Genomic DNA, 22,395 nt, shown 5'->3' on the forward strand with positions numbered 1-22,395 from the left:
ACTAAGTTCTACACGGTTCCCATTCCTCTGCCATAACCCCTTGCCGGCAGTCCTTTTTTCTTCAGTTGCTTCCAGCAACCTTGATGAGGGTGTTGTAAATCATTTTGGTTCCTTCCTCGAGTGAATTTACGGATATTCTTTCGTCATTACCATGCATGCGCTCAAGGGTATCGTTATCAAGCGGATACGGGTAGATGCCGTAGACCGGGACTCCCCTGTTCCGCCAAGCCGCTCCGTCGGTACCCGCCTCAAACAATGCTGGAACCACCTCTGCTTCAGGCCAAACCGATTTGCTGCTTTCCGCAAGTGCCTTATAGAGCTCCGTTTCTGTTGAAGACGGTACAGCTTTCGTACGTTGGTCGTAGTATTTCCCGGCCTCTTCTTCGCTCATATTGCTCGCCAAACTTACCTTAACCTCAGGGTCTGCAATCACGTTTTGAAGCTGTTCCATTACCTCAAACGGCGTAGAACCGGGTACAAGCCGCACATTGATGATGGCCTCAGCTGAACCTGGAATGACATTTTCCTTGACGCCTGCTTGAATGATCGTCGGTGCAACGGTATTGCGCATTAAGGCATGCCAAAGGAGTGGATAGCTACCCAGTTCCACCACCTTCTCCCCTGCCTCGCGAGCCTTTGATGGATCCTTGCTTTCAGCTAATTTCTTCAAATGGCTTGCGAGCGGCTCCTTGGCAGTCCTCGAGAGGGCCAGAAAATACTCTCTGGTTTGATCGTTAAGAGTCGGGTCGGTATCCCAGTTGGTGATCTTCGTCAGTGCCAGCGAAAGACTCTTAATGGCACTGTCAGGCATCGGCCGGGAAGAATGGGTCGGTTTTCCGGACGCAGTCAGCTTGAAGGAAACATAGATCTTATCTCGTGTAGTAATATTGACCTGTGTTGTCTTTCCATCGGCGTCTTGGAAAATCCATCCGCCCTCGTTAAGCGCAAATTCGGCGTCGATCTTTTCCCAGTAATTCTTCGCCAGCCATTCCGTGCCATATTCTCCTGCTTCCTCGTCGGCTTCCGCAAGAAAAATCACATCCCGATCTAGCGAAACATTCTTTTCTTTCACCATCATGACCGCTTGGGCAAAAACTGCCAACCCGCCTTTGAAGTCCATAGCTCCGCGCCCCATGACATATCCGTCTTTGATAACACCTCCGAACGGATCGACGGTCCAGTTTTTTCGCTCGACGGGTACGACGTCGGAATGAGCGGCGAGCAATACTGGCTTCTTAGTGCCATTTCCCTTTAAACGAGCGATGAAGTGAGCTTGGCCGGAAGGAGTTTTGATGACATCCGTCTCCACTCCGAGTTTATCGAATTTACTCTTCAAAAATTCTGCCAGCGCCAGAGTTTGTCCTCCAGGATTGGTCGAATCGAAGCGGAGCAGTTCTTGAAGCAGTTTGGCTGTCTCGCTGCTGACGACCTCCGATTGTACGTTGGAAACCGCTGCTGCCGACGAAAGAGGGGTAAGGCTTGTCAAGAGGGACAGTGTAAGAAAGGCTGTACCAATAAACTTGCGCTTCATTATGTAGTTCCTCCTCTCGTTTCATGAAAATGCTTTCACGCGTTTTATTATATTATTTATTTAGAATTTTCCGTTAATTATTGTCTGACATGCAGGTTTACGTGCGTAACATGTTGATAACTGTGCCGATACGGCAATAATTAAAAACGAAGGACTGTGCAGCCATTGCTTCTGCACAGTCCTTGCAAATTTATTCTGGGGCAATCGTTTTTCGATAAGCCTTTTCTTAAGTCCCTGCAAACAACAAATCCCACATATGCTTGTATGTACCCAGATCAAACACTTCTGATGTTGGTTTATGTCCAACCACACCATAACCGATCATCAGTCCGATGACCAGCGAGAAGAACAACAGAAGGGGGACCATCAAGATCTTGATCATGACGATGGGCCAATTCTTACCTCTTCGTGCGCGTTCTTTTGTCTTGACCTCTTGGGTATCACGCGGGAATGGTTGTCCCTTTCCTCGATCCATGCTCCTCTCTCCCGTCATCATGATTGAATTATCTGCTTCTGATTGAATTGGCAATGCCCATCATCTGATCGCTGATGCCAATTGCCCGTGAGTTTAACTGATACGCCCGCTGGATGTTTACCAGCTGGGACATTTCCTCCATCATATTGACGTTGGAGGATTCGAGTGCACCTTGGCGCAGAGTTGCGACATCTTCGTCAAGAGCATTTTTATATTTGGTATCCGGCGCAATTCCAGAGGCCAGATCCGGATCGAAGAGGTCCTGTCCTACCTGCTGCAATTCGTCGGGGTTGTCCACTTTCCATAAACCAATTGTATCAACCGGTTCACCATCCATTGTGACACTGCCATCCTCAGTAATCAGGATATCTCCTACAGGGTCATTAAAGGTGATGGGATTACCGCTACTATTGGTCAAAATATGACCGGATGCTGTATGGAGGACATATCCTCCGTCATCATCACTATACTGGAGTTTGAAATTCCCCTCACGTGTTAGGCGGTTTTCCTCTTGAAGCAATGCACCATTTGCATCTTTGATTTTTCTCGTAACGAGGAAATAACCTTCCCCCTGAATCATCAAGTCCGTCGGTACATCTGTCTGTTTCATGCTACCCTGACCCATATCGAGCTTGGTCAGTCCGAGACGGGCACCGCTGCCAATGCGCAAACCAGCTGGCGTATTGCGGTTCTGATTATCTGCTGCGGGCTGTTCGTTCATCGAGTCAGAAAGTAGCTCGGAAAACGATGCCACTCGACGCTTGAAGCCAACCGTATCGATATTCGACAGGTTGTTGGACGTATTGTCCAGCGCTTGCTGAATGCCGCGCATGGCAGCTGTGGAAATGTTAAGCGACTGCATCTGTGCTACCTCCTATTACCCGTTTACCCGGCCGATTTCGTTTGCCGCTTTTTCCAGTGTGCCATCTATTGTGGTAATGACACGTTGGTTTGCTTCATAGGCGCGCAATGCGCTCATCATGCTTGTGATCGTCTGCATCGGATCGACGTTTGCCCGCTCGATCCAGCCTTGCTGGGTGCCATAGCGCCCAGCGATAAGTGGGTCATTTGCCTCCGCTACATCGAGCGATTCGACAGGAATATCTCCTTCGAAACGGAAAATGTTCGTACCTTCACGGACCAGCTTCATAGGATCGGTAATGACACTCAGTCCAAGCCTTTGATTGTTTGGCAATGAAACAAGTTCCTTGGTAGTTGGGTCCTCATACTGAAGATCCCCGGTTTTACTGATGATCAGACCTTGCCCTACACTCACACCGTTCAACAGATCATCCGGATTATTCACTCGAACAGCTTGATTCTGAGCATCCAACACGTAATAGCCGTCCGCCGTCACGAGGTAACCGTCCGAATTGACGCTCCAGTTGCCGTTTCGTGTGTAGCGAATATCCTCTGGCTGTGCTGGCTGAGTCAAATCTTCCAATCGAGCCACGCTATAAAACAAGCGGCGCTCATTGCCGTCCTGATCAGGCTGCAGGTTGTCCATTAAAGCGACATCGTAAGGATTGCGCGTCTCTGCGATATCACCCTGTGTAAACATGGGCATGGCCTCCGACATGTAGACGCCGGAGTTCAGCCGACCAATCACAGCAGCCTGTCCACTCAAATTGGGATAGCCCTGAATATCAGGACCCTCTTGATCACGAATACGGGAAATCAATTGCTCCGGAAATGCACGCATCACACCCAAGTCCTGCTTGAACCCTGGAGTGTTGACGTTAGCCAGATTGTTCGCCAGCGATTCTTGCCTGTTCTGCAAGGCCAGCATGCCAGATGCAGACGTATACAAGCCTCTGATCACGTAATCTTACCCCCTGAATAATTTCTTATTCCGGTGCGCTGGTACTTTGTCCAGGTAGTCCAGCATCATTCCTGTTCCTTTGGCTACACACATCATAGGCTCGTCCGCTACCAGTACAGGGACCTTCAATTCGTCCGCCAGTATTTGGTCGATGCCATGCAATAATGCGCCGCCACCGGTCAAGAAAACACCCTTATCAATTATATCGGCAGAAAGCTCCGGAGGTGTTCGTTCTAAAACAGATTTCGAGGCTTGTACAATTGCACTGACCGACTCGGCCAGGGCTTCTTGGACTTCATTTGATCGAATAGTAATTGTCTGTGGCAGCCCGCTTACCATATCTCGACCGCGAATGTCCATTTCGTCCTGGCGTGAGTCGGAAACGGTACCAATCTGAACTTTGATATCTTCAGCCGTGCGTTCCCCAATCAGCAGCTTATATTTATTTTTTATGTACCGCATAATAGCCACATCAAATGTATCGCCTGCAATTTTGATGGAGGATGAAGTCACAATGTCGCCCATCGACAGTACTGCTACATCGGTAGTACCCCCACCGATATCCACTACCATATTGCCCGACGGCTGAAAAATGTCCATTCCTGCCCCTACTGCGGCTACTTTCGGCTCTTCCTCAATGTATACTTCTCTGGCGCCACCGCTACGTTCAGCAGCTTCTCGAATTGCTTTTTGCTCAACAGAAGTAATGTTGGTCGGGCAGCAAATCAGGATACGTGGACGGGCAAACATGCTTTTGCCGCCAATTTTGGTCATAAAGTGTTTCAGCATGGCCTCAGTAATTTCAAAATCCGCAATAACGCCTTCTCGCAAAGGTCGGATCGCTACGATGTTTCCTGGGGTGCGGCCCACCATTCGGTGAGCTTCGTTGCCCACAGCCAATACTTTTCTGGTTTTGCTGTCAATAGCTACGACAGATGGTTCATCCAGGACAATTCCCTTGCCTTTTACAAAAACCAAGACATTGGCTGTCCCCAAGTCGATCCCGATATCTTTGCCAAACATGAAAGGTCCTCCCTGTTACCAGTTACATTTCTACCTAATATCATAGGCTCTTCTACGTAAGAGGACAAGGAAATTCTTTCTTATACACTTTCCTCCTGTTCTATTCGAACCTTTTTACTACGTCGTTTGTACTTGATTTTCGTTGCTTCCCCTCCCCGCAAATGTCTGATGGCTTTGTGATATTCCAAAATTTCCTTTACCTGGTTTGCCAACTCTGGATTTATCTCAGGCAGCCGCTCAGTCAAGTCCTTGTGCACTGTACTTTTCGAAACACCGAATTCTTTGGCGATCATCCGGACCGTATTTCGCGTCTCCACAATATATCGGCCTATTTTGATGGTTCGCTCTTTGATGTAGTCGTGCACGTCACTCGCCTCCTTGTATCTACATTGTCTGATACAATATATGGGTGCGTAGGGACACATATTCTACGTTTCCAAGCCTGACAAGCCAGCACGGCCGCATCTTTTTTCAACAGTTTGTACCAAAAACAAAAAAACACCTGCAAAAGGTCGTCTTTTACAGGTGTTTTGTGCGTGTTTATTGATTTTTGACGGTGGTATCGCCTTGAATCAAATACTGTTCAGGGTTGACTGATTTTCCATCGACACGAACTTCAAAGTGCAAGTGGACACCAGAATCTTTCTCATATTCGTTGCGTCCTGCAGACCCGATTACCTGACCTTGCGTCACTTCATCGCCCGGTTTGACGACTACGTTTTCCAAGCTTTGATACACGGTAACCATTTTGTCTGCGTGTTCCACTTCAATCACTTTCCCTACGAGTGGGTCATTTTCCACTTTGAGGACTTTCCCTGCCAGTGCAGCGACGACATCAAAGCCTTTGCCATCCGTGGATTTCAAATCAATGCCCGTATGCGGGAAGTAAGAGTTGTTGTACTTCACCAAAGCTTTTTGCTGATTGTCCTTGGAGGCTTGCTCGTCATAGAAGCTCATCCCCAAATCGTACTGAACGCCTTTTCCAACTGGCCATGCCAACGGTTGTACAGTTCCTGCGACTGGTACCGACTCTTCGCCTTGTGGTGAAGCCACTGGGGTCTCAGGGGTAGTCACTGCCACGTTTTCCTTGACGTTCGTCAGATTGGATACCGTGTCCATGACGCTACCCTGATACCACATCACAAAAGCGAGAATGATTGCTGCGGTCCCGATGTAGATTGCAGGAAAAGCCCATTTCTTACCCAATACTTTTTTCCAAGAACTCGACTTCTTGAATGGAATCGGTTGATTCTGATTTTTTTGATCTTCCATTGTTTTCATCACCTCATCCCTCAGTATCGCCAGAATTTTAGCGTATAAACCTGAGAGAGAAGGGAAAAGTAAAAATTTGCGCAACTGTAACTAAACAGGGATGATCTTCGTAAAATTTTGCAGGGAGACTCCTTGATAGAAGTACTTTACGATCTGTTCGGCATTTTTCCCTTTCTTGGCCATGCCGTTGGCTCCCCATTGGCTCATGCCTACACCGTGCCCGAATCCTTTGGTCGTAATGTACACCTGATTGCCTCGCAGCTCCATCGTAAAAGAGGACGAGTTCAGGTTTAGCTTTTCACGAAATTCCCGCCCGGTGAACTCCTTGCCGCCAATGCTAATCTTGCCGACTCGATTCCCCGTCGTCTTTGATTCGATCTGGTACCAGGCACCGTTCGTGGATGCCTCTTGGGTTAACTTAACACCGAGGTTCTTCTCGAGCTCATCGGTCGTCATCGTCACGGTCTCTTCATAGCGTGGGGATTGGATATCCCAAGGGCTCGGCACGCTTTTCAGGTAGGGAATTGGCTTTTCCCAGTACTCACCCGAATTTTCTGTAAAGCCATTGCTCGTGGAAAAGAAAGTAGCATCAATTGGCTTCCCATCGTACGTCAGCACGACGCCTGCTGTTGCCCGTACGGCTTGAAGAATACGCTGGTTCTTCCACTCGTACTGATCCTTCCAACGTTCGCGTCGCTGACTTTCATCCATATACACCTGATGTTGAACGGTATCCAGTACTTGTGCTCCCTGTGGCACATCGTCCAGTTTGCTTTCGCTCAACCTGCGAACGATATACGTTCTCGCTGCCAATGCTTGCGCCTTAAGTGCTTCCAGCTCAAATTCGGCAGGCATCTCTGCTGCTACCACTCCCGCGATGTACGTTTCCAACTGCACCGTTTCTACCACCTTTTTCTCCGTGCGATAGACCTTCACTTGGAGAGGCGGTCCCGCTTCGGTAAGGTTGTCCGGAACAGACACGGCGACATTGGCTGGACCTTCTGGGGATGCTCCTGGAGCAAACCAGTAGACCAGCGTTGCAGGAATGGCGACGAGCAAGATCGGCAAAGCGATGAACCACATGAGTAGGTAACGTTTCATGCGACAGATCCTCCTCGTTGAGTGCTAGACACTTTTATGTCTATGTCCTGTCCCGAGGCGATAGAACGAGAGAATGAGAGAGAAGCGAGAGCAAAAAAAGACCCTCTGTTTTCACAGAGAGTCTCGTTTTTGCCATCTATTTGACACGTTAATCATGCAAAATTAGGAGAGAAGCTTACCTTCACGGTTTCCGTCACAGCGGTTTCGCGAGTCTTGGTCTCAGGAACATAACGTTCGACGTCTGCTCCCAATGCCTGCAGCTTTTCCGTAAAGTTGACGTAGCCACGATCGATGTGATGAAGAGCAGATACTTCTGTTTCCCCATCCGACACCAGACCAGCCAATACGAGTGCAGCACCCGCACGCAAATCCGTTGCAGCGACTTTGCTTCCAGTCAGCTTGGAGCCGCCATCGACGATCGCGCTGCGACCTTCGATTTTGATATTCGCATTCATGCGGCGGAATTCTTCCACGTGCATAAAGCGGTTTTCAAAAACGGTCTCAGTGACAATGCTGGTACCTTCTGACACGAGCAAGAGCGCCATCATCTGCGATTGCATGTCTGTCGGGAAACCAGGGTACGGCAATGTTTTCAGGTCAACGGCTTTCAGCGCACCAGTACGGCGAACGCGAATTCCATTTTCCTGCTCGTCCACTTCTACGCCCATTTCGCGCAGCTTAGCGGTCACAGATTTGAGGTGATCACAAATCGCGCCTTCCACAAAGACATCTCCTCCAGTGATTGCCGCAGCCACCATAAAGGTCCCCGCTTCAATCCGGTCTGGAATCACGCAATGTGTGCAGCCCGTCATTTTATCTACACCTTCAATGCGAATCGAGCCTGTACCGGCACCGCGAATTTTAGCCCCCATCCGATTGAGGAAGTTTGCCAAATCTACGATCTCCGGTTCTTCTGCTGCATTTTCAATCACGGTGGTTCCATCTGCCAGAGCAGCTGCCATCATGATATTTTCCGTCGCGCCTACACTAGCGATATCGAGGTAGATTTTCGCACCTTTCAATCGACCTTCTACGCTTGCTTCAATGAATCCTTGTCCGATCTCGATTTTGGCTCCCATAGCCTCAAACCCTTTAAGGTGTTGATCGATCGGGCGAGTACCAATGGCACATCCGCCTGGAAGAGCGACTCGAGCACGTCCTTGTCTTGCCAAGAGCGGACCCATTACCAAGAAGGATGCACGCATCTTGCGGACAAGTTCGTAGGATGCTTCCACGCTGGTCAGCTGGCTAGCATTTACAGTCAGCACTTCATGATCATATGTAAGGGAGATTCCCATCGATTTCAAGAGGTCGCATATTGTCCTGACATCGTCGAGAGCCGGCACATCTGAGATGACGCATGTCCCTTCTTCGGCCAGGATAGATGCTGCAATAATAGGGAGTACGGCATTTTTGGCGCCGGAGACCTTCACATTCCCCGTCAATGCCTTACCACCGCGGACAATAATTTTATCCAATGTGTACCCCTCCGCGTGCTAATATTCCACAGTGATGATTGGTGTTCCTACGGTGATCCACGTTCCTGCAGATTCGCTGTCACGATGGGTCGCCACCTGTAGATTCATCTTTTGACCGTTTAACGAGATGAATGGTTCCCACATATGTGTATACCCAGATATGCTCACAACCGAAACATCCTGTAAACGTTCGAGCTCTGATGCATGGAGAGTCTGAAAAATCGACAAAATTTTACCCTCCTGTTGGTCAACACCCATCTTAACATTGTACATTCCGCGAATACAAGTGCTAATTTGCGGAATAAAGTCGGCTCTTTTCAAGGCTTTCGCGAACGTTTCTTGTATCTCTTCAATATATAGTAGCGATTGACGGCTTCCAGTCAACTGGAGTACTAAATATGTGTCAAAAGAACCATTTTTGGAAACCGCTGACACCTCGTAGCGTAACTGAACGCCATCTTGCTTGGTTTCGTTCTGATAGACGATCATATGATTTTTCCGCGAGAGTTCTACATGGGAAAAAGGAATCTCTAGCTGTTCAGCCCATCGTTTCGCCAACTCTTTGACTTCCTCCGGGCTCTGCATCTGTCCCATTGAGGTCCGTGCACGTACCTGAATGGTTTCCCCAATTGCTCCGGAGTCTTCCAAAACACGTAACAGCTGTGCGGCGACTGGCTTTACTTCTGTCGCTTGCGCAGGCATCCAGTAGATGGCACCCATGATCATGACAACTGCCAGCATCAACCACCCTGACCATTTCCCCATATTTATCCCTCTCCCCGTTCACATGCATCTCTTTGTACTTCCCATTTTGCACATGAAACTGGGTGGATATACCAATAAATCTTGCGGAAGTTTGGGTTATTAGGAGAACATATTCCCGAAAGTGAGAGACCAGCCCAAGTAATCAAGGAAGAAGCGGGATATCTCATACCCTACCACGATGGACAGAAAAATTTGCAGCAGCTTGGCCTGGGCTCCGTTTGGGTTTTTCACGAACTTTTCAAAACGAAGCGACTGCAGGGCCCACCAGCTGAGACCGATAAACACGATTGTTAAAATGATGCTCATAAAGCCGTAGACTTCTTGCGGCACACTCATTTCCTCCTCTGTTTTCGTTGCATACACCTGGTTCCATTTTTTCACTAGTTCAGACTGTAGTGGAGGAGAGGAAAAAGGAGAAAACGCTCCAGCTTCTTGGGTCCCCTGCTGAGGGTCATCCCTGTCCAGCTCCATGTAAAAAGTGAAACCGCGTCCAAAGCAGCCGAATCATGGTGAATCTCAAAGGTGGACGCTTAAGAGCGTGTTTCACTTTTTCCATTCCGCTTCAGTTAGTGCCCCAAAGATCTTCGCTTTTTTCTCCTTTTTCCTCGGCTAACCTTGATTCTCCCACCCGCCATCTCTTGGGAGCCTTCCATGGAGTTTCTATGAGAACAATACTACATGTGACATCGTACGAACCCGGAACCTCCGCAAAATCAGGTTACTAGAAACCACAATAGCTCGCAGGAGAAGCAGGTTTCCAGGCGGAGCGACTCCGGAACCCACCCTAGCGGAACAACGAATTCATGGGATTCAGAAGAGGTACCTCTGTATTCGCTGGGAACCGGCTACTACTTTACCGCTTCCCCATGAATCGTTGTGGAGCGGACAGTCTATTCTCCTATGCGGGGTGTAGGCTAGAGCGCAGATCGGAAACCTGCTTCTCCCCACAACCACAGCACATTTGTATCACCTAATCTAATAAATTCCTATCTGTATAAAAAAAGGGACAGCCCGTCAAACAGGCTATCCCTCTATTGTACATGAATGGCTACTCCGTTACGAGCTTATTGAAAAGTCGGCGGGAGCATATTACCAAAATCAAATGACGGATTAAAATGCGCCTGGACGTAATCGGTCACCAGTCCCGGGAAAGCACCGAAGAACACGGTAGCGACTGCCATGACGAGGACAAACGTCCAGATGCCTTTAGGCACATACATAGGAGTTTCGCTCGTCCCCGGGCGCATGTACATCTGACGAATGATCCCGAAGTAGTAGTAGTACGAAATGACACTCGTGATGATCATCACCGCTGAGAGCCAATAGTTTTCCTGTGCCAATGCCCCCATGAACAGATAGAATTTACCGAAAAACCCTGCTGTTATCGGGATCCCTGCCAAGGAAAGCAGGAAAATGCTCATCGCGATGGCCATAATTGGCGAGCGGTGATACAAACCAGCAAAGCCTTTTAGATCTTCTGTTCCTTGCTCGCGTGAGACGACCATAATGACGGCAAAAGCCCCAAAGCTGACGAGCAAGTAGCCAAAAAGATAGAAGATCACTTCGCTGAAAAAGAGTGTGGTCGGCGGTACGAACGGAACGAGTAAATATCCCGCTTGTGCAATCCCGGAATAGGCCATCATCCGCTTGACGTTCGTCTGCCTCAGCGCCATCGTGTTCCCGATGATCATCGATGCCGCTGCCATGATCCCAAGATACAGACTCCCCTGATCAAAGAAGAATCGACTCGTGCCATCCGTCACATTGAAGAACGAGATCATCAACAAACGGAACAGTAAGGAGAAGCCAGCCGCTTTTGAGACGACTGCAAGAAATGCCGTTACGGGAGTAGGTGCACCCTGGTAGACGTCCGGAGCCCACATGTGATTGGGAGCCGCGGATATTTTAAAGGCGAGTCCGACCGCCAGAAAGGCAAATGCGATATAGACGAGGAACTGATAGCCCGCCATGCCTGCTTCCGCCAAACGAGTGGAAATCTCGTACACATGCGTCGTTCCCGTCAAACCATAGACGTACGACATCCCGAACAACGTAATAGCCGTGGCAATACCGCCTGAAACCACGTATTTGAAAGCCGACTCGTTGGAATGGAGCGACTTTTTCCGCAACCCTACCAAGACGTAGGAAGAAAGGGACAAAAGCTCCAGCCCGACGAACAACGTGATCAAATCAGCGGAGGACGCCATGACCATCGCTCCCAGAAGGCCTGTCAAGAGCAAGTAGTAATACTCACCTGTATGCTCGACTTCTCTCTGCTTCAAATAGGACAGAGAAATCAGCAGGACAAATGCCGTACCCGCAAGGAAAATCAGCTTGAATGCATTACCGTAGTTGTCGATGCGGATCATGTCCGTCATGTAGCTATAGGGCTTGTCGAGCGTGTTTACATTGACGAAAACAAACACGGCAGCCAGCACGACTCCGACCAACGACAGCCACCCGATCACTTGTTTGCCGAGTCTTTTTCCTGCAAACAGGTCCAGAAGCGACAACACCGTTGCAAAACCTAGGATGATAAACTCGGGCAGAAGGTAACTCCAGTTATACGAGAAGATATCTTTAACGTCCATGGATTTACCCTCCTATTCCCGTGACTATGGGTACGATCGTTTTCAGTGCTTGCTGCATCGGATTTCCCAGAACCGCTGGATATACCCCGATCAGGATAATGCAGCCCAAGAGAACCACCATTGGAATGACTTCCATCGGTTGTGCGTCTGCGAGCCCAGTAAACCGATCAGGCGTTGGTCCAAAGGTCGTGCGCAGGATCGCCCGTAGCAAGTACACCGCCGTCAGTACAATTCCCAGCGCACCTACTGCAGCGAGAACGGGCATACGTCCGAACAAGCCGAGGAAGGCAAAAAATTCACTGATAAATCCGGACATTCCCGGCAGGCCCAGAGAGGCCATCGCCCCAGCCAGCAAGATCCCGCTGACAAAAGGCATCGATTTGGCCAAGCCTCCCAGCTCGTCGAGCATCGAGGTCTGCGTCCGATCCCAAATCACGCCGATCAAGAAGAATAGCAGCGCCGAGATGAATCCGTGGGACACGACCTGGAACATCGCTCCCTGAAAGCCGATCGTATTCATCGAGGCAAAACCGAGAAGGACGATTCCCATGTGGCTGATACTGGAGTAAGCCAGCACCATTTTCAGATCCTTTTGAACGAAAGCCAGCACCGCTCCATACAGAACGTTGATGATCCCCAGAATCGCGAGCCATGTCGAAAACTGATAGGCTTGCTCCGGAAAGAACCCGATACCCATCCGTAGCAATCCGTAAGCTCCCATTTTCAGCAAAATCCCCGAGTGAATCATCACGATTGAAGGAGGCGCCTGCACGTGTACCTTTAGCATCCACGTGTGGAAAGGAAAGACCGGCAGCTTGATTGCAAATGCAATAAACAGTGCCAGGAACAATCCAAAGCGGAACCCCGGTGTCAGTGCCCCTGCAGCCGGGTGTTCCGGCGTGGACAGAATGGTGGCAATCTGATCGATATTCAGCGTACGCATCATGATAAAGATGACGATGAAAGCCAGGAGCATGATGCCTGAACCGATTCCGTTGTACAACAGGAACTTGTTCGCAGCGTGTTCACGCTCTCCGTAGCCCCAGATGCCGATGAGGAAGTACATAGGCACCAGCGTCATTTCAAAGAAGATGAAGAACAGGAACAGGTTGTCGGCCGCAAAGACGCCAAGCATCCCAATCAGCAAGATATGAAACAGGATAAAATACTCTTTCAATCTCTTTTTGACCTGCCAAGAGGCTACTGCTGCCAGTGTACCGATAATCGCGGTCAACAGGATCAGCGGCATCGAAATCCCGTCTACACCCAGCTCATAGTTGATATCAAACGTAAAGACCGCGCCAGTCTGCGCCAAGCCGATAGGAATGGAGATCCAGTCATGCTTTTCCATAAACTGCAGGTTAGCCGTCTCGTAATTGAAATGTCCGAACATCCACAAGGACAGGATCAACGGGAGCAATGTTCCATATATCCCTATCTGTTTGATGGCCCCGCCTTGATGATTTGGCACGAAAGCGAGGATCACAATCGCCAGCAGTGGGGAAAACACGAGTGACGACAAAAGGATATTAGTGACCGAATCCAAAGAGTCCACCTCCTCGAGCCGTCAAGCTGATAGCGACAATCAAAAGCAGCAAGCCAAACACTACCATCGCCCCATAGGACTGCATCTGTCCGCTCTGCACTCTGGCATGCAAGGATCCGATCCCCTGCGTAATCTTTGCCGTCAGGCCTACCAACCCATCCACGATGTACTTGTCAAAGCCGTTCAGTATGATACCCAGCCATCCCAGCGGCCGGACGATCACGTAATGGTAGAACTCATCTACGTAGTACTTCCGGTAGGACAACCGATAGAGCCAAGGCAACGTCTCCGGAATCGCATCCGCGGAAATGGATTTTTTTCCGTACATCAGATAGGCAAGCACGAGACCCAGAATCGAAATGGCTAGGGCAAGTACTTGCAACCAGGTAGCCGTGTGCTCCGCTCCGTCTCCAAACAAGCTGACAATGGCGGCTCCCGTATTCGAAGCCAGCAGCCACTCTGACAGCATCGGCGCGTACGGTGTATTGACGAAGCCTGCGACGATAGCCAAAACAGCCAAAACCAAGAGTGGGCCTGTCATTACGGCTGGTGACTCATGTGCTTCATGCTTGCCGCGCGGCTTGCCGGTAAATGTCAGGAAGTATAGACGGAACATGTAGAATGCTGTAAAGAAAGCAGCTACAAGCGCGATCACCAACAGATCGTAACGATGTGCTGCGTAGACCGCACCCAGGATCGCTTCTTTCGACCAAAAACCGGCGAATGGAAAGATCCCCGCAATCGCCAAACACCCAATCAAAAACGTAAGTGCGGTGATTGGCATCTTTTTCCACAGACCCCCCATCTCAAACACATCCTGCGTATGTACGGCATGGATGACACTACCTGCCCCCAGGAAGAGAAGTGCTTTGAAAAAGGCGTGAGTCATCAGATGGAAGGATCCGGCGACATACCCGGCTGCTCCGGCTACACCCAAGGCCATCATCATATACCCGAGCTGGCTGACGGTCGAATATGCGAGCACCCTCTTGATATCTCGCTGAGTCAAGCCAATAGAAGCAGCGAAAATCGCGGTGAAACCACCCACGTAAGCCACAACAGTCAAAGCCGTATCCGAAGCGATGAACACGGGATACGTCGCTGCTACCAGATACACCCCTGCAGCTACCATCGTTGCAGCGTGGATCAGTGCAGATACGGGCGTAGGACCTTCCATCGCATCAGGCAACCACGTATGGAGTGGGAACTGACCTGATTTCCCTATGGCTCCTATGAAAATGAGGATCGCCGCTAGCGTGATCATCCATGGTTCAAGCCTACCAAGTGCCACACTTTCAAAAATTTGCTCGTAATCAAAGCTGCCAGTCCACCAGAACAACAGGCAAATCCCGATAAACAACCCGAGGTCGCCGACGCGTGTGACGATGAACGCTTTTTTGGCAGCAGCCTTTGCTTCCGGCTTGAAGAAGTAGTAACCCACTAACAGGAACGAACAGACACCCACCAGCTCCCAGAAAATGTACACTTGCAGCAGATTGGGTGAAATCACGAGCCCCAGCATCGAAAAAGTAAACAACGCGAGGTACTGATAGAAAACAGGAAAGCGTTCATCTCCATGCATATAGCCCTTGGAGTAAATCTGAACCAACAGGCTCACCAAAGTCACGATCACCAGCATCATGGCATTGAGCTGATTGACTTCGTAGCCCATATTGATCACGATGTCTCCGACCTGGAGCCAATCGACGACGAACTTGTAGTCTGTCGCTCCCCCGTGGAATCTCTCCCAAAAGGTGAGCGCCGCTATCCCGAACGAAACTGCCGTCAGCACAATGCCGACGAGAGAAGCTCCTTCTTTCAACTGGCGACCAAACGAAACGATCACGATGAAAGCAAGAAGCGGAAACAGAGGGATGAGCCAGGCGTAGTGCAGAAGAATATCCATCTTTGTCCTCCTTATCAGGTTTCCATCTTATCGTTTCATTTGATCCATCTCGTCTACATTGACCGTCGCCTTGTTTCGGTAGAAGGCGATCAATATGGCCAATCCCAGTGCTACCTCAGCTGCTGCGACCGTCATGGAAAACAGCGTGAAGATTTGCCCGGATACCGATGGGTACAAGCCGTATTTAGAGAATGCGACCAGATTAATATTCACCGCATTCAGCATGAGCTCGATTGACAGCAAAACGACGACTGCATTGCGCTTGGTCAAAGCCCCATACAAGCCGACACAAAAGAGAATCAACGCGACTAGCAGATAGGAGGTAATGCTTACCGTCATTCGTTATCCTCCTCCTTCTTTGCCATGATGATCGATCCTATCAAAGCGACCAGCAGCAATACAGATACCAGTTCAAATGGAATGACGTATTTGGTGAACACCTCTAAACCAATTTCTTGTGCATTGCTTACGTTCGAAGCCACTGGTGGTGGCGACGCTGGCCAAGGAGTGTTTTGAATTCCCCAGAACAGTAGCGCGAATACGACTACCACGAACAGTAGGATGAACCGGTTTTTCCACGTGCGGCCCGTCCCTTCATCATAAGCATCGTGTTTGGTCAGCATGATCCCGAACAGCATCAGGATGGAGATGGCTCCTGAATAAACAAGCACCTGTGCAACACCGACGAACTCTGCCCCTACCAACACGAACAAACCGGCAATGCTGATGAACGTAATGCCGAGCGAAATAACCATGTGTACAACACGGGTGAAGCTGATCATAAAGACGGCTCCGCCAATCGTCATCAGAGAGAGGATAAAAAAGGCTACGAATTGCCCTGTCATCGCTAGTTCTCCTCCCTGACGTTCGTATTGTTATCGTCGAGCCATTTCAGGTTTTTGTACAATTCATCCCTGCTGTATGCAGCCAATTCAAAGTTGTTGGTCATGACAATTGCTTCTGTCGGGCACACCTCCGTGCACAAGTCACAAAGGATACAGAGCTCAAAATTGATATCATAGGTGTCGATGATTTTTCCCTTTTTATCCGGATCCGGGTGGGGCTTTCCTGTCAGTTGAATACACTCCGTCGGACAAATACGTGCACATTGGTTGCAAACAATGCATTTCTCCGGAACAAAGTGCTGAATGCCGCGAAAACGGGGCGGCATAGGAAACGGAACATCCGGGTAAAAATGCGTCACTTTTTTCTCGGTCAGTTTTTTAAACGTATATCCCAGGCCTTTGGCCAGTCCTAGCATGTATGTCACCCCTCAGATTTGAGAACTTCGCTGCGCCAAGCCTTTGGCGAGCCTATGCTATGAAACACGGGATGTGGTCTTCCATCCAATGCCGCTGCAATCGGGCATGATGCTCTTTAGAACATGCCATTCTGGTAAGAGACGACTACGGCTGTGAGAAGGATGTTAAACAGCGCCACGGGCAATAGCACTTTCCAAGCAAACGACATCAGCTGGTCGACACGCATGCGCGGCATCGTAGCGCGTATCCAGAACTGAAGGAAGACGTAGAGCGAAAATTTCAGGATGAACCAGATAATTCCTGGAATGAAGCTCAAGGCTGGATGGATCGGCAACCAACCTCCCAGGAATAGAATGGTAATCAGTGTCCCCATTCCAAACATGTAAACGTACTCAGCGAGCATGAACATGGCAAAGCGGAAACCGGAGTACTCTACGTGGTAGCCGGCAACCAGCTCGGACTCTGCTTCTGGCAGGTCAAAAGGAGTACGGTTCAGCTCTGCCTGTGCAGCAACGATAAATACGACGAATCCGATAAACTGCGGAACGATATTCCAGACATCCCGCTGTGCCTCGACGATTTCTCTGAGATTCATGCTGCCCGTAAGTAGAACGATACCCACTACGGACATGACCAGCGGTACTTCATAGCTGATCATCTGCGCAGCGGAGCGGAGACCCCCGATCAGCGAATACTTGTTGTTGGAAGCCCAACCTGCTGTAATCACACCCAGAACCGTGATCCCGGACAGGGCGATGTAGTATAAAAGGCCAATCCCCAGGTCCGCAAACTGAATGCTTTCGGTAAAGGGCATCACAGCCAATACGGCAAAGGCAGGCGCGTAAGCTAAAATCGGTGCTAACGTAAACAAAGCTTTGTCAGCGTTCAGAGGACGTGTGTCTTCTTTGAGCAAAAGCTTGGTAACGTCGGCGACCGTTTGCAAAAGGCCCAATGGACCTACCCGGTTCGGGCCGATACGCAATTGCATCCAGCCGATGACTTTCCGTTCAAAGTAAATGGCGTAGGTCACAAATCCCAGCAATACCGCGAGCATTGCGACTGCCGCCAGGATAAACCAAAAGGTGGTTCCCCATGAGGGTGCTTGCTGCAAGAGTGTACTCATTAACAGTCAACCTCCCCGAGCACGATGTCGATACTGCCCAGGATGGCGATCATGTTGGCGAGACTTTCCCCCTCCAACAGCTTGGGCAGGATTTGTAGATTGGTAAATGAAGGACGTCTAAACTTTAGCCTCCATGGCTTATCCTTGCCCTGGCTGGCGATGTAACAGCCGATTTCTCCTCGTGGGGATTCGATACGCACGTACGTTTCACCTGCAGGTGGACGGATAACCCGAGGTACTTTTCCGATGACTTCTCCCTCACTCGGGAATTGATCGAGCGCCTGCTCAAGAATACGCAGCGATTGCTCGATTTCTGCCATGCGCAAATGGTAGCGCGCCATGCAATCTCCCTCGGTCGCAGTAGGGACGTCAAATTCGAAGCGATCGTAGATGCAATACGGTTCGTCTTTGCGAAGATCCCATTTGACACCGGTCGAACGAAGCATCACTCCTGAGAGCGAATAGTCCAAGGCCGTCTTGGTATCAAACTTCCCGATCCCTTTGATCCGGCTTATAAAGATCTCGTTTCCGGTCACGAGTTGATGGTAGCTAGGAAGCTCGCTCTTCATGTACTGCACGAATTCTTTGGCCTTTTCGACCCATCCAGGAGGCGCATCCCATTTGACTCCGCCTACGCGCATGTAGTTAAAGGTCATCCGTGCTCCACATAGCTCATTGAACAAGTCGAGAATCATTTCCCGATCCCGGAATGCATAGAGAAACGGTCCCATCGCCCCGATGTCGAGCAAATACGTTCCCCACCAGACCAGGTGGCTGGCTACACGGTTCAGTTCCATCGCGATCAGACGCAGAAACTGTGCTCGCTCTGGAACTTCCAAGCCCATCATCGTCTCTACCGCATGACAGAGAACGTAGTTGTTGGTCATCGCCGACACATAGTCCATCCGGTCCGTGTACGGAATGATTTGCGTATAGGTCAAGTTTTCCGCCAGCTTCTCTGTACCGCGATGCAGGTATCCCATCACCGGAATCGCTTCTCGGATCGTTTCACCGTCGATCTTTACAACCAGTCTAAACACACCGTGCGTACTAGGATGCTGTGGTCCTACATTTAAAAGCATCTCTTCCGTGCGAATGCCTGTATCAGGAGAGGTCTCTACTTGAGTCGTGAGGATGTTCTGGCTCATTGAATTAAACCTCCTCGTCGTATTGCACGTAATCTTTTCGCAACGGGTAGCCTACCCAGTCGTCTGGTAACAAAATTCGACGCATATCCCTATGTCCCGGGAAATGAATGCCTAAAAGGTCAAACGTCTCTCGTTCATTCCAATTGGCTCCATACCAGATGTCCATGACGGAAGGAACTGCTGATTGCTCTCTGTCCGTTTTGACCTTCACCGCCACACTTTGCCGATTCTTGTAGGAATATAAATGGTAGTAGACTTCCATCCGGTCCTCGTAGTCTACTCCATGCAGATCGGACAAGTAGTCAAAACCCAATTGCTCGTCTTCTTTCAAAAAATGAGCGACTTCAAGCCAGCGATCGTTCTTGATGACAAGAGTCGGAACTTCTTTTGCCAACACATTGATATAGGAGGCTTCCAACGTCTCAGAGCCAAATACTTCGGTCAGTCGGGAAATGTATTTATCTAGGTAAGGCTGATTTTTAGAAGGAGCTTTCGGTGTTTCTTCTGCTCCCCCGGCGTCATCCGTCGCTTGCGCACCTTTTGCCTTTGCTGCGGCTGCTGCAGCAGCCTTGGCTTTGGCTGCAGCTGCTGCTTTGGCTTTGGCATCCTCTCCACCCGCATCACCGGCATCTGCACCTGCTTCACGCGCTGCTTTTGCCTTCGCGGCGGCTGCGGCGGCCGCTTTTGCCTTTGCTGCCGCTGCGGCTTTCGCCTTGGCATCGGCATCTGTACCTGTGTCGCCAGCTTCTGCGCCTTGGGCTGCTTCCTTGGCTTCTTTCGCAGCCTTGGCCTTTGCTAATGCTTCCGCGGCTGCGGCGGCTTTGGCAGCGGCCTTTTCTTCCGGTGTCATTTCAGATACTGGTTTAGACGGAGCTACTGCCTCTTTCGCTTCCTTCGCAGCCTTGGCTTTCGCGATTGCCTCGGCGGCTGCTGCAGCTTTGGCTGCGGCCTTTTCTTCTGCTGTCATTTCTGAGACGGGCTTCGCTGGTGCTGCTTCCGCCTCTTTCGCTTCCTTCGCAGCCTTCGCTTTCGCGATTGCCTCTGCGGCCGCTGCGGCTTTAGCTGCTGCCTTTTCTTCTGCTGTCATTTCTGAGACGGGCTTCGCTGGTGCTGCTTCCGCCTCTTTCGCCTCTTTCGCAGCCTTCGCTTTCGCCTCGGCGGCCGCTGAGGCTTTGGCTGCGGCCTTTTCTTCTGCTGTCATTTCTGAGACGGGCTTTACTGGAGCTGGAGCAGGGTTCGCTTCTGCCGGTTCGTTCTCATCTGCCTGCGTCGAAGTTTCATCCGCCGCTTCTAGTTCTCTTAATTTTCGCAAAGCTTCAGCTTTGGCACGAGCCTCTGCTGCCGCCTGTGCCTTTTCCTCTGGCGTCGGCTTGCGTTTTTCGTCACTCATTGACTGGTCACCTGCTTCCCAGTCTTCGCTTCATACCGAATCTTTTCTTGCAATTTGTTGATTCCATAGATCAATGCAGCTGGATTCGGTGGGCAACCTGGAATGTACACATCGACAGGCACAACCTGATCCACGCCTTTTACCACGCTGTAGGAACGCACATACGGGCCTCCGGCAGTCGCACATGACCCCATCGCAATGACCCATTTTGGCTCCGGCATTTGATCGTACAGTCTGCGCAATAATGGCGCCATTTTTTTCGTTACCGTACCCGCCACGATCATCACGTCGGATTGTCGCGGTGACGCACGGAAAATCACTCCAAAACGGTCCAGGTCGTAGCGAGCCCCACCCGTTCCCATCATCTCGATCGCACAACAGGCGAGTCCAAATGTCAAGGGCCACAGGGAGTTACTGCGTACCCAACCCTTTACTGTCTCCAACGTCGTAAACATGACGTTGCGATCCAGTTCTTCTTGTAACTCAGGCGCAATGCTTGTCAGGTCTAGTTCCATTCCAGCACCTTCTTTCTCCACGCGTAGATCAATCCTACTACCAGCAAGGATATAAAGATGACCATCTCCACTAATGCAAACAGACCGAGCTTGTTGTAGGCGACGGCCCACGGGTACAGAAAGAGCGTTTCTACATCGAAAATCACAAACATGAGGGCAAAGATGTAATACTTCACATTGAAGCGTACCCAACTGTCCCCAACCGGAATGTTACCGCTTTCATAAGTAGTTTGTTTCTCCCGCGTTGGTTTCTTTGGACGTAACAGCGGACCGATGAAACTGACAGTAGCCACGGGCAATAACACACCAAGGATCAAAAAGATGGCGACAATGACATAATTGTTGGTATAGATGTCATTCACCCACGTTCCCTCCGCTTTCGTGAAAGTGTATGGATCCCTTGCTTCGTGCCCTCTGATGGAGTGGAGACTCCTGCAAAGGGTACTGCCTGCAGTATTCGGATGTAGGTTTTTTTATTGGCGCAATCTGATACTGATAGAAAAAAATACCTTTATCATTATAGCAAATTGCCTATAAAGTGTCTAACGAAAGCCTCCCTAATGTGCCATATAAAGGAAAAAACTCAGGGTAGTTTCCCTAAGTTTTTCCATCATACTTTGATGACTAAACGAATAGGCCTGTCTAATCATCCTGTATTCCATTATTGCACGTTTTTAGAGAACTGTTCTCCGAGGAAGTCCTCGTAAACGCGCTCCCACACAACGGTAAAGGTCATGGCTTCGTCTTCTGGAATCTCCAGGATGTTTTCAATCGCTTCTTCCATGTACGGCGTCAATTTGATCAACACTTCCGTCAACATCTCGTCGTTCGTGTTGAGCATATTCTTCAGCTCAGCTTTGGAGAGATTGAACGTATTCTCATCTTGCTCATGCAACGTCATGATCAGACGGCTGAAGATCGGATGAACCAATGCTTCCAGCTTCACATGAGCCAGAGCAAGTGTTTCAGCATCACTCAATTGGAACAGCTCAGCAGCATCCGGGAATGGGTAAACAGGAACATCCCATACATCCCCTTTGTCGATAACCAAGCCCCATTTGGTGAACAGTTCAACCGCAGCTTCACGAGAGTTTGGATACTCATAGTTGGAGCGGCTCATGAAAGCTTTAAAGCGATTCAACAAGTTCACGTAGCCATTGAAATCTTCTTCTGATTTAAATTGATCTTTAACCGGAGCAGTAAACGTGCCTTCCAGAGCGTTGAAATCTTTCAGCGCGCTTTCCATTTCTGCTTTGGTTTCGAATTTCGTAACTACATAGCACATAGCTTGAAACAACACGTTCATTTCATGAGACAGCACGCTGGACCAACCATTGGCCGCATAGCTGCTGGGAATTACTACGCCTTCGTTGTTTTGGCGGATATCGCGAATGGTTTGCATCACTACTACTCTCCTTTTTCCCCAATAGCCAATGCCGTTTCATCC

The 22,395-nt window shown here is 49.8% G+C and carries 23 protein-coding genes; all 23 read right to left on the reverse strand.

Annotated elements, in window-relative coordinates; translation table 11 throughout:
* Window positions 1-61: 61 nt before the first annotated feature.
* Entirely contained in the window at window positions 62-1,531 is a 1,470-nt protein-coding gene (locus AN963_RS16665; RefSeq protein WP_055745659.1) for a M20/M25/M40 family metallo-hydrolase, read from the reverse strand.
* Between the two features lie 226 nt (window positions 1,532-1,757).
* Entirely contained in the window at window positions 1,758-2,006 is a 249-nt protein-coding gene (locus AN963_RS16670; RefSeq protein ID WP_055745660.1) for a DNA-directed RNA polymerase subunit beta, read from the reverse strand.
* 28 nt (window positions 2,007-2,034) lie between these two features.
* Window positions 2,035-2,868, reverse strand: a complete 834-nt coding sequence (locus tag AN963_RS16675) for a flagellar hook-basal body protein (protein ID WP_055745661.1) — start codon at window positions 2,866-2,868, stop codon at window positions 2,035-2,037.
* A 15-nt stretch (window positions 2,869-2,883) separates the two neighbouring features.
* A complete protein-coding gene (locus tag AN963_RS16680; RefSeq protein ID WP_055745662.1) occupies window positions 2,884-3,828 on the reverse strand; it encodes a flagellar hook-basal body protein in 945 nt (314 codons plus the stop codon).
* A 6-nt stretch (window positions 3,829-3,834) separates the two neighbouring features.
* Window positions 3,835-4,851 (reverse strand): rod shape-determining protein, encoded by a 1,017-nt coding sequence (gene mreB, locus AN963_RS16685; RefSeq protein WP_055745663.1) that lies wholly within the window; start codon window positions 4,849-4,851, stop codon window positions 3,835-3,837.
* An 80-nt stretch (window positions 4,852-4,931) separates the two neighbouring features.
* Window positions 4,932-5,216 (reverse strand): sporulation transcriptional regulator SpoIIID, encoded by a 285-nt coding sequence (gene spoIIID / locus AN963_RS16690; RefSeq protein ID WP_055745664.1) that lies wholly within the window; start codon window positions 5,214-5,216, stop codon window positions 4,932-4,934.
* Window positions 5,217-5,391: 175 nt separating this feature from the next.
* Window positions 5,392-6,123: a M23 family metallopeptidase gene (locus tag AN963_RS16695; protein ID WP_055745665.1), complete on the reverse strand. Its 732-nt coding sequence runs from the start codon at window positions 6,121-6,123 to the stop codon at window positions 5,392-5,394.
* A 90-nt stretch (window positions 6,124-6,213) separates the two neighbouring features.
* A complete protein-coding gene (gene spoIID, locus AN963_RS16700) occupies window positions 6,214-7,224 on the reverse strand; it encodes a stage II sporulation protein D (protein WP_055745666.1) in 1,011 nt (336 codons plus the stop codon).
* A gap of 152 nt (window positions 7,225-7,376) precedes the next feature.
* The gene (gene murA, locus AN963_RS16705) at window positions 7,377-8,702 is read right to left on the reverse strand and encodes a UDP-N-acetylglucosamine 1-carboxyvinyltransferase (RefSeq protein ID WP_055745667.1); all 1,326 of its coding nucleotides are present in this window, start codon (window positions 8,700-8,702) and stop codon (window positions 7,377-7,379) included.
* 18 nt (window positions 8,703-8,720) lie between these two features.
* Window positions 8,721-9,467: a YwmB family TATA-box binding protein gene (locus AN963_RS16710; protein ID WP_055745668.1), complete on the reverse strand. Its 747-nt coding sequence runs from the start codon at window positions 9,465-9,467 to the stop codon at window positions 8,721-8,723.
* Between the two features lie 99 nt (window positions 9,468-9,566).
* Entirely contained in the window at window positions 9,567-9,797 is a 231-nt protein-coding gene (locus tag AN963_RS16715) for a DUF1146 family protein (RefSeq protein WP_055746344.1), read from the reverse strand.
* A gap of 734 nt (window positions 9,798-10,531) precedes the next feature.
* A complete protein-coding gene (nuoN, locus tag AN963_RS16720) occupies window positions 10,532-12,058 on the reverse strand; it encodes an NADH-quinone oxidoreductase subunit NuoN (RefSeq protein WP_055745669.1) in 1,527 nt (508 codons plus the stop codon).
* Window positions 12,059-12,062: 4 nt separating this feature from the next.
* Window positions 12,063-13,604, reverse strand: a complete 1,542-nt coding sequence (locus tag AN963_RS16725) for a complex I subunit 4 family protein (RefSeq protein ID WP_055745670.1) — start codon at window positions 13,602-13,604, stop codon at window positions 12,063-12,065.
* Complete coding sequence (nuoL, locus tag AN963_RS16730; RefSeq protein WP_055745671.1) at window positions 13,588-15,510, reverse strand: NADH-quinone oxidoreductase subunit L; 1,923 nt, start codon at window positions 15,508-15,510, stop codon at window positions 13,588-13,590. Before nuoL ends, AN963_RS16725 begins: the two co-directional genes overlap by 17 nt.
* Window positions 15,511-15,537: 27 nt before the next feature.
* Window positions 15,538-15,849 (reverse strand): NADH-quinone oxidoreductase subunit NuoK, encoded by a 312-nt coding sequence (gene nuoK, locus AN963_RS16735; RefSeq protein ID WP_055745672.1) that lies wholly within the window; start codon window positions 15,847-15,849, stop codon window positions 15,538-15,540.
* Window positions 15,846-16,355, reverse strand: a complete 510-nt coding sequence (locus tag AN963_RS16740) for an NADH-quinone oxidoreductase subunit J (protein WP_055745673.1) — start codon at window positions 16,353-16,355, stop codon at window positions 15,846-15,848. The genes nuoK and AN963_RS16740 overlap by 4 nt, the downstream gene beginning before the upstream one ends.
* A gap of 2 nt (window positions 16,356-16,357) precedes the next feature.
* Entirely contained in the window at window positions 16,358-16,771 is a 414-nt protein-coding gene (gene nuoI / locus AN963_RS16745) for an NADH-quinone oxidoreductase subunit NuoI (RefSeq protein ID WP_055745674.1), read from the reverse strand.
* Between the two features lie 116 nt (window positions 16,772-16,887).
* Complete coding sequence (gene nuoH / locus AN963_RS16750) at window positions 16,888-17,895, reverse strand: NADH-quinone oxidoreductase subunit NuoH (protein WP_055745675.1); 1,008 nt, start codon at window positions 17,893-17,895, stop codon at window positions 16,888-16,890.
* Window positions 17,895-19,043 carry an NADH-quinone oxidoreductase subunit D gene (locus AN963_RS16755; protein ID WP_055745676.1) on the reverse strand — a complete coding sequence of 383 codons (1,149 nt, stop codon included), beginning with the start codon at window positions 19,041-19,043 and terminating at the stop codon, window positions 17,895-17,897. The genes nuoH and AN963_RS16755 overlap by 1 nt, the downstream gene beginning before the upstream one ends.
* A 4-nt stretch (window positions 19,044-19,047) precedes the next feature.
* A complete protein-coding gene (locus AN963_RS16760; protein WP_055745677.1) occupies window positions 19,048-20,433 on the reverse strand; it encodes an NADH-quinone oxidoreductase subunit C in 1,386 nt (461 codons plus the stop codon).
* A complete protein-coding gene (locus AN963_RS16765) occupies window positions 20,430-20,948 on the reverse strand; it encodes a NuoB/complex I 20 kDa subunit family protein (RefSeq protein WP_055745678.1) in 519 nt (172 codons plus the stop codon). The genes AN963_RS16760 and AN963_RS16765 overlap by 4 nt, the downstream gene beginning before the upstream one ends.
* Window positions 20,939-21,310, reverse strand: a complete 372-nt coding sequence (locus tag AN963_RS16770) for an NADH-quinone oxidoreductase subunit A (protein WP_055745679.1) — start codon at window positions 21,308-21,310, stop codon at window positions 20,939-20,941. Before AN963_RS16770 ends, AN963_RS16765 begins: the two co-directional genes overlap by 10 nt.
* A gap of 299 nt (window positions 21,311-21,609) precedes the next feature.
* Window positions 21,610-22,350, reverse strand: coding sequence for a DUF6042 family protein (locus AN963_RS16775; RefSeq protein WP_055745680.1), 741 nt, complete (start codon window positions 22,348-22,350; stop codon window positions 21,610-21,612).
* Window positions 22,351-22,395: the final 45 nt, after the last annotated feature.

It is taken from the genome of Brevibacillus choshinensis, assembly GCF_001420695.1.
GTDB classification, from domain to species: Bacteria; Bacillota; Bacilli; order Brevibacillales; family Brevibacillaceae; genus Brevibacillus; species Brevibacillus choshinensis.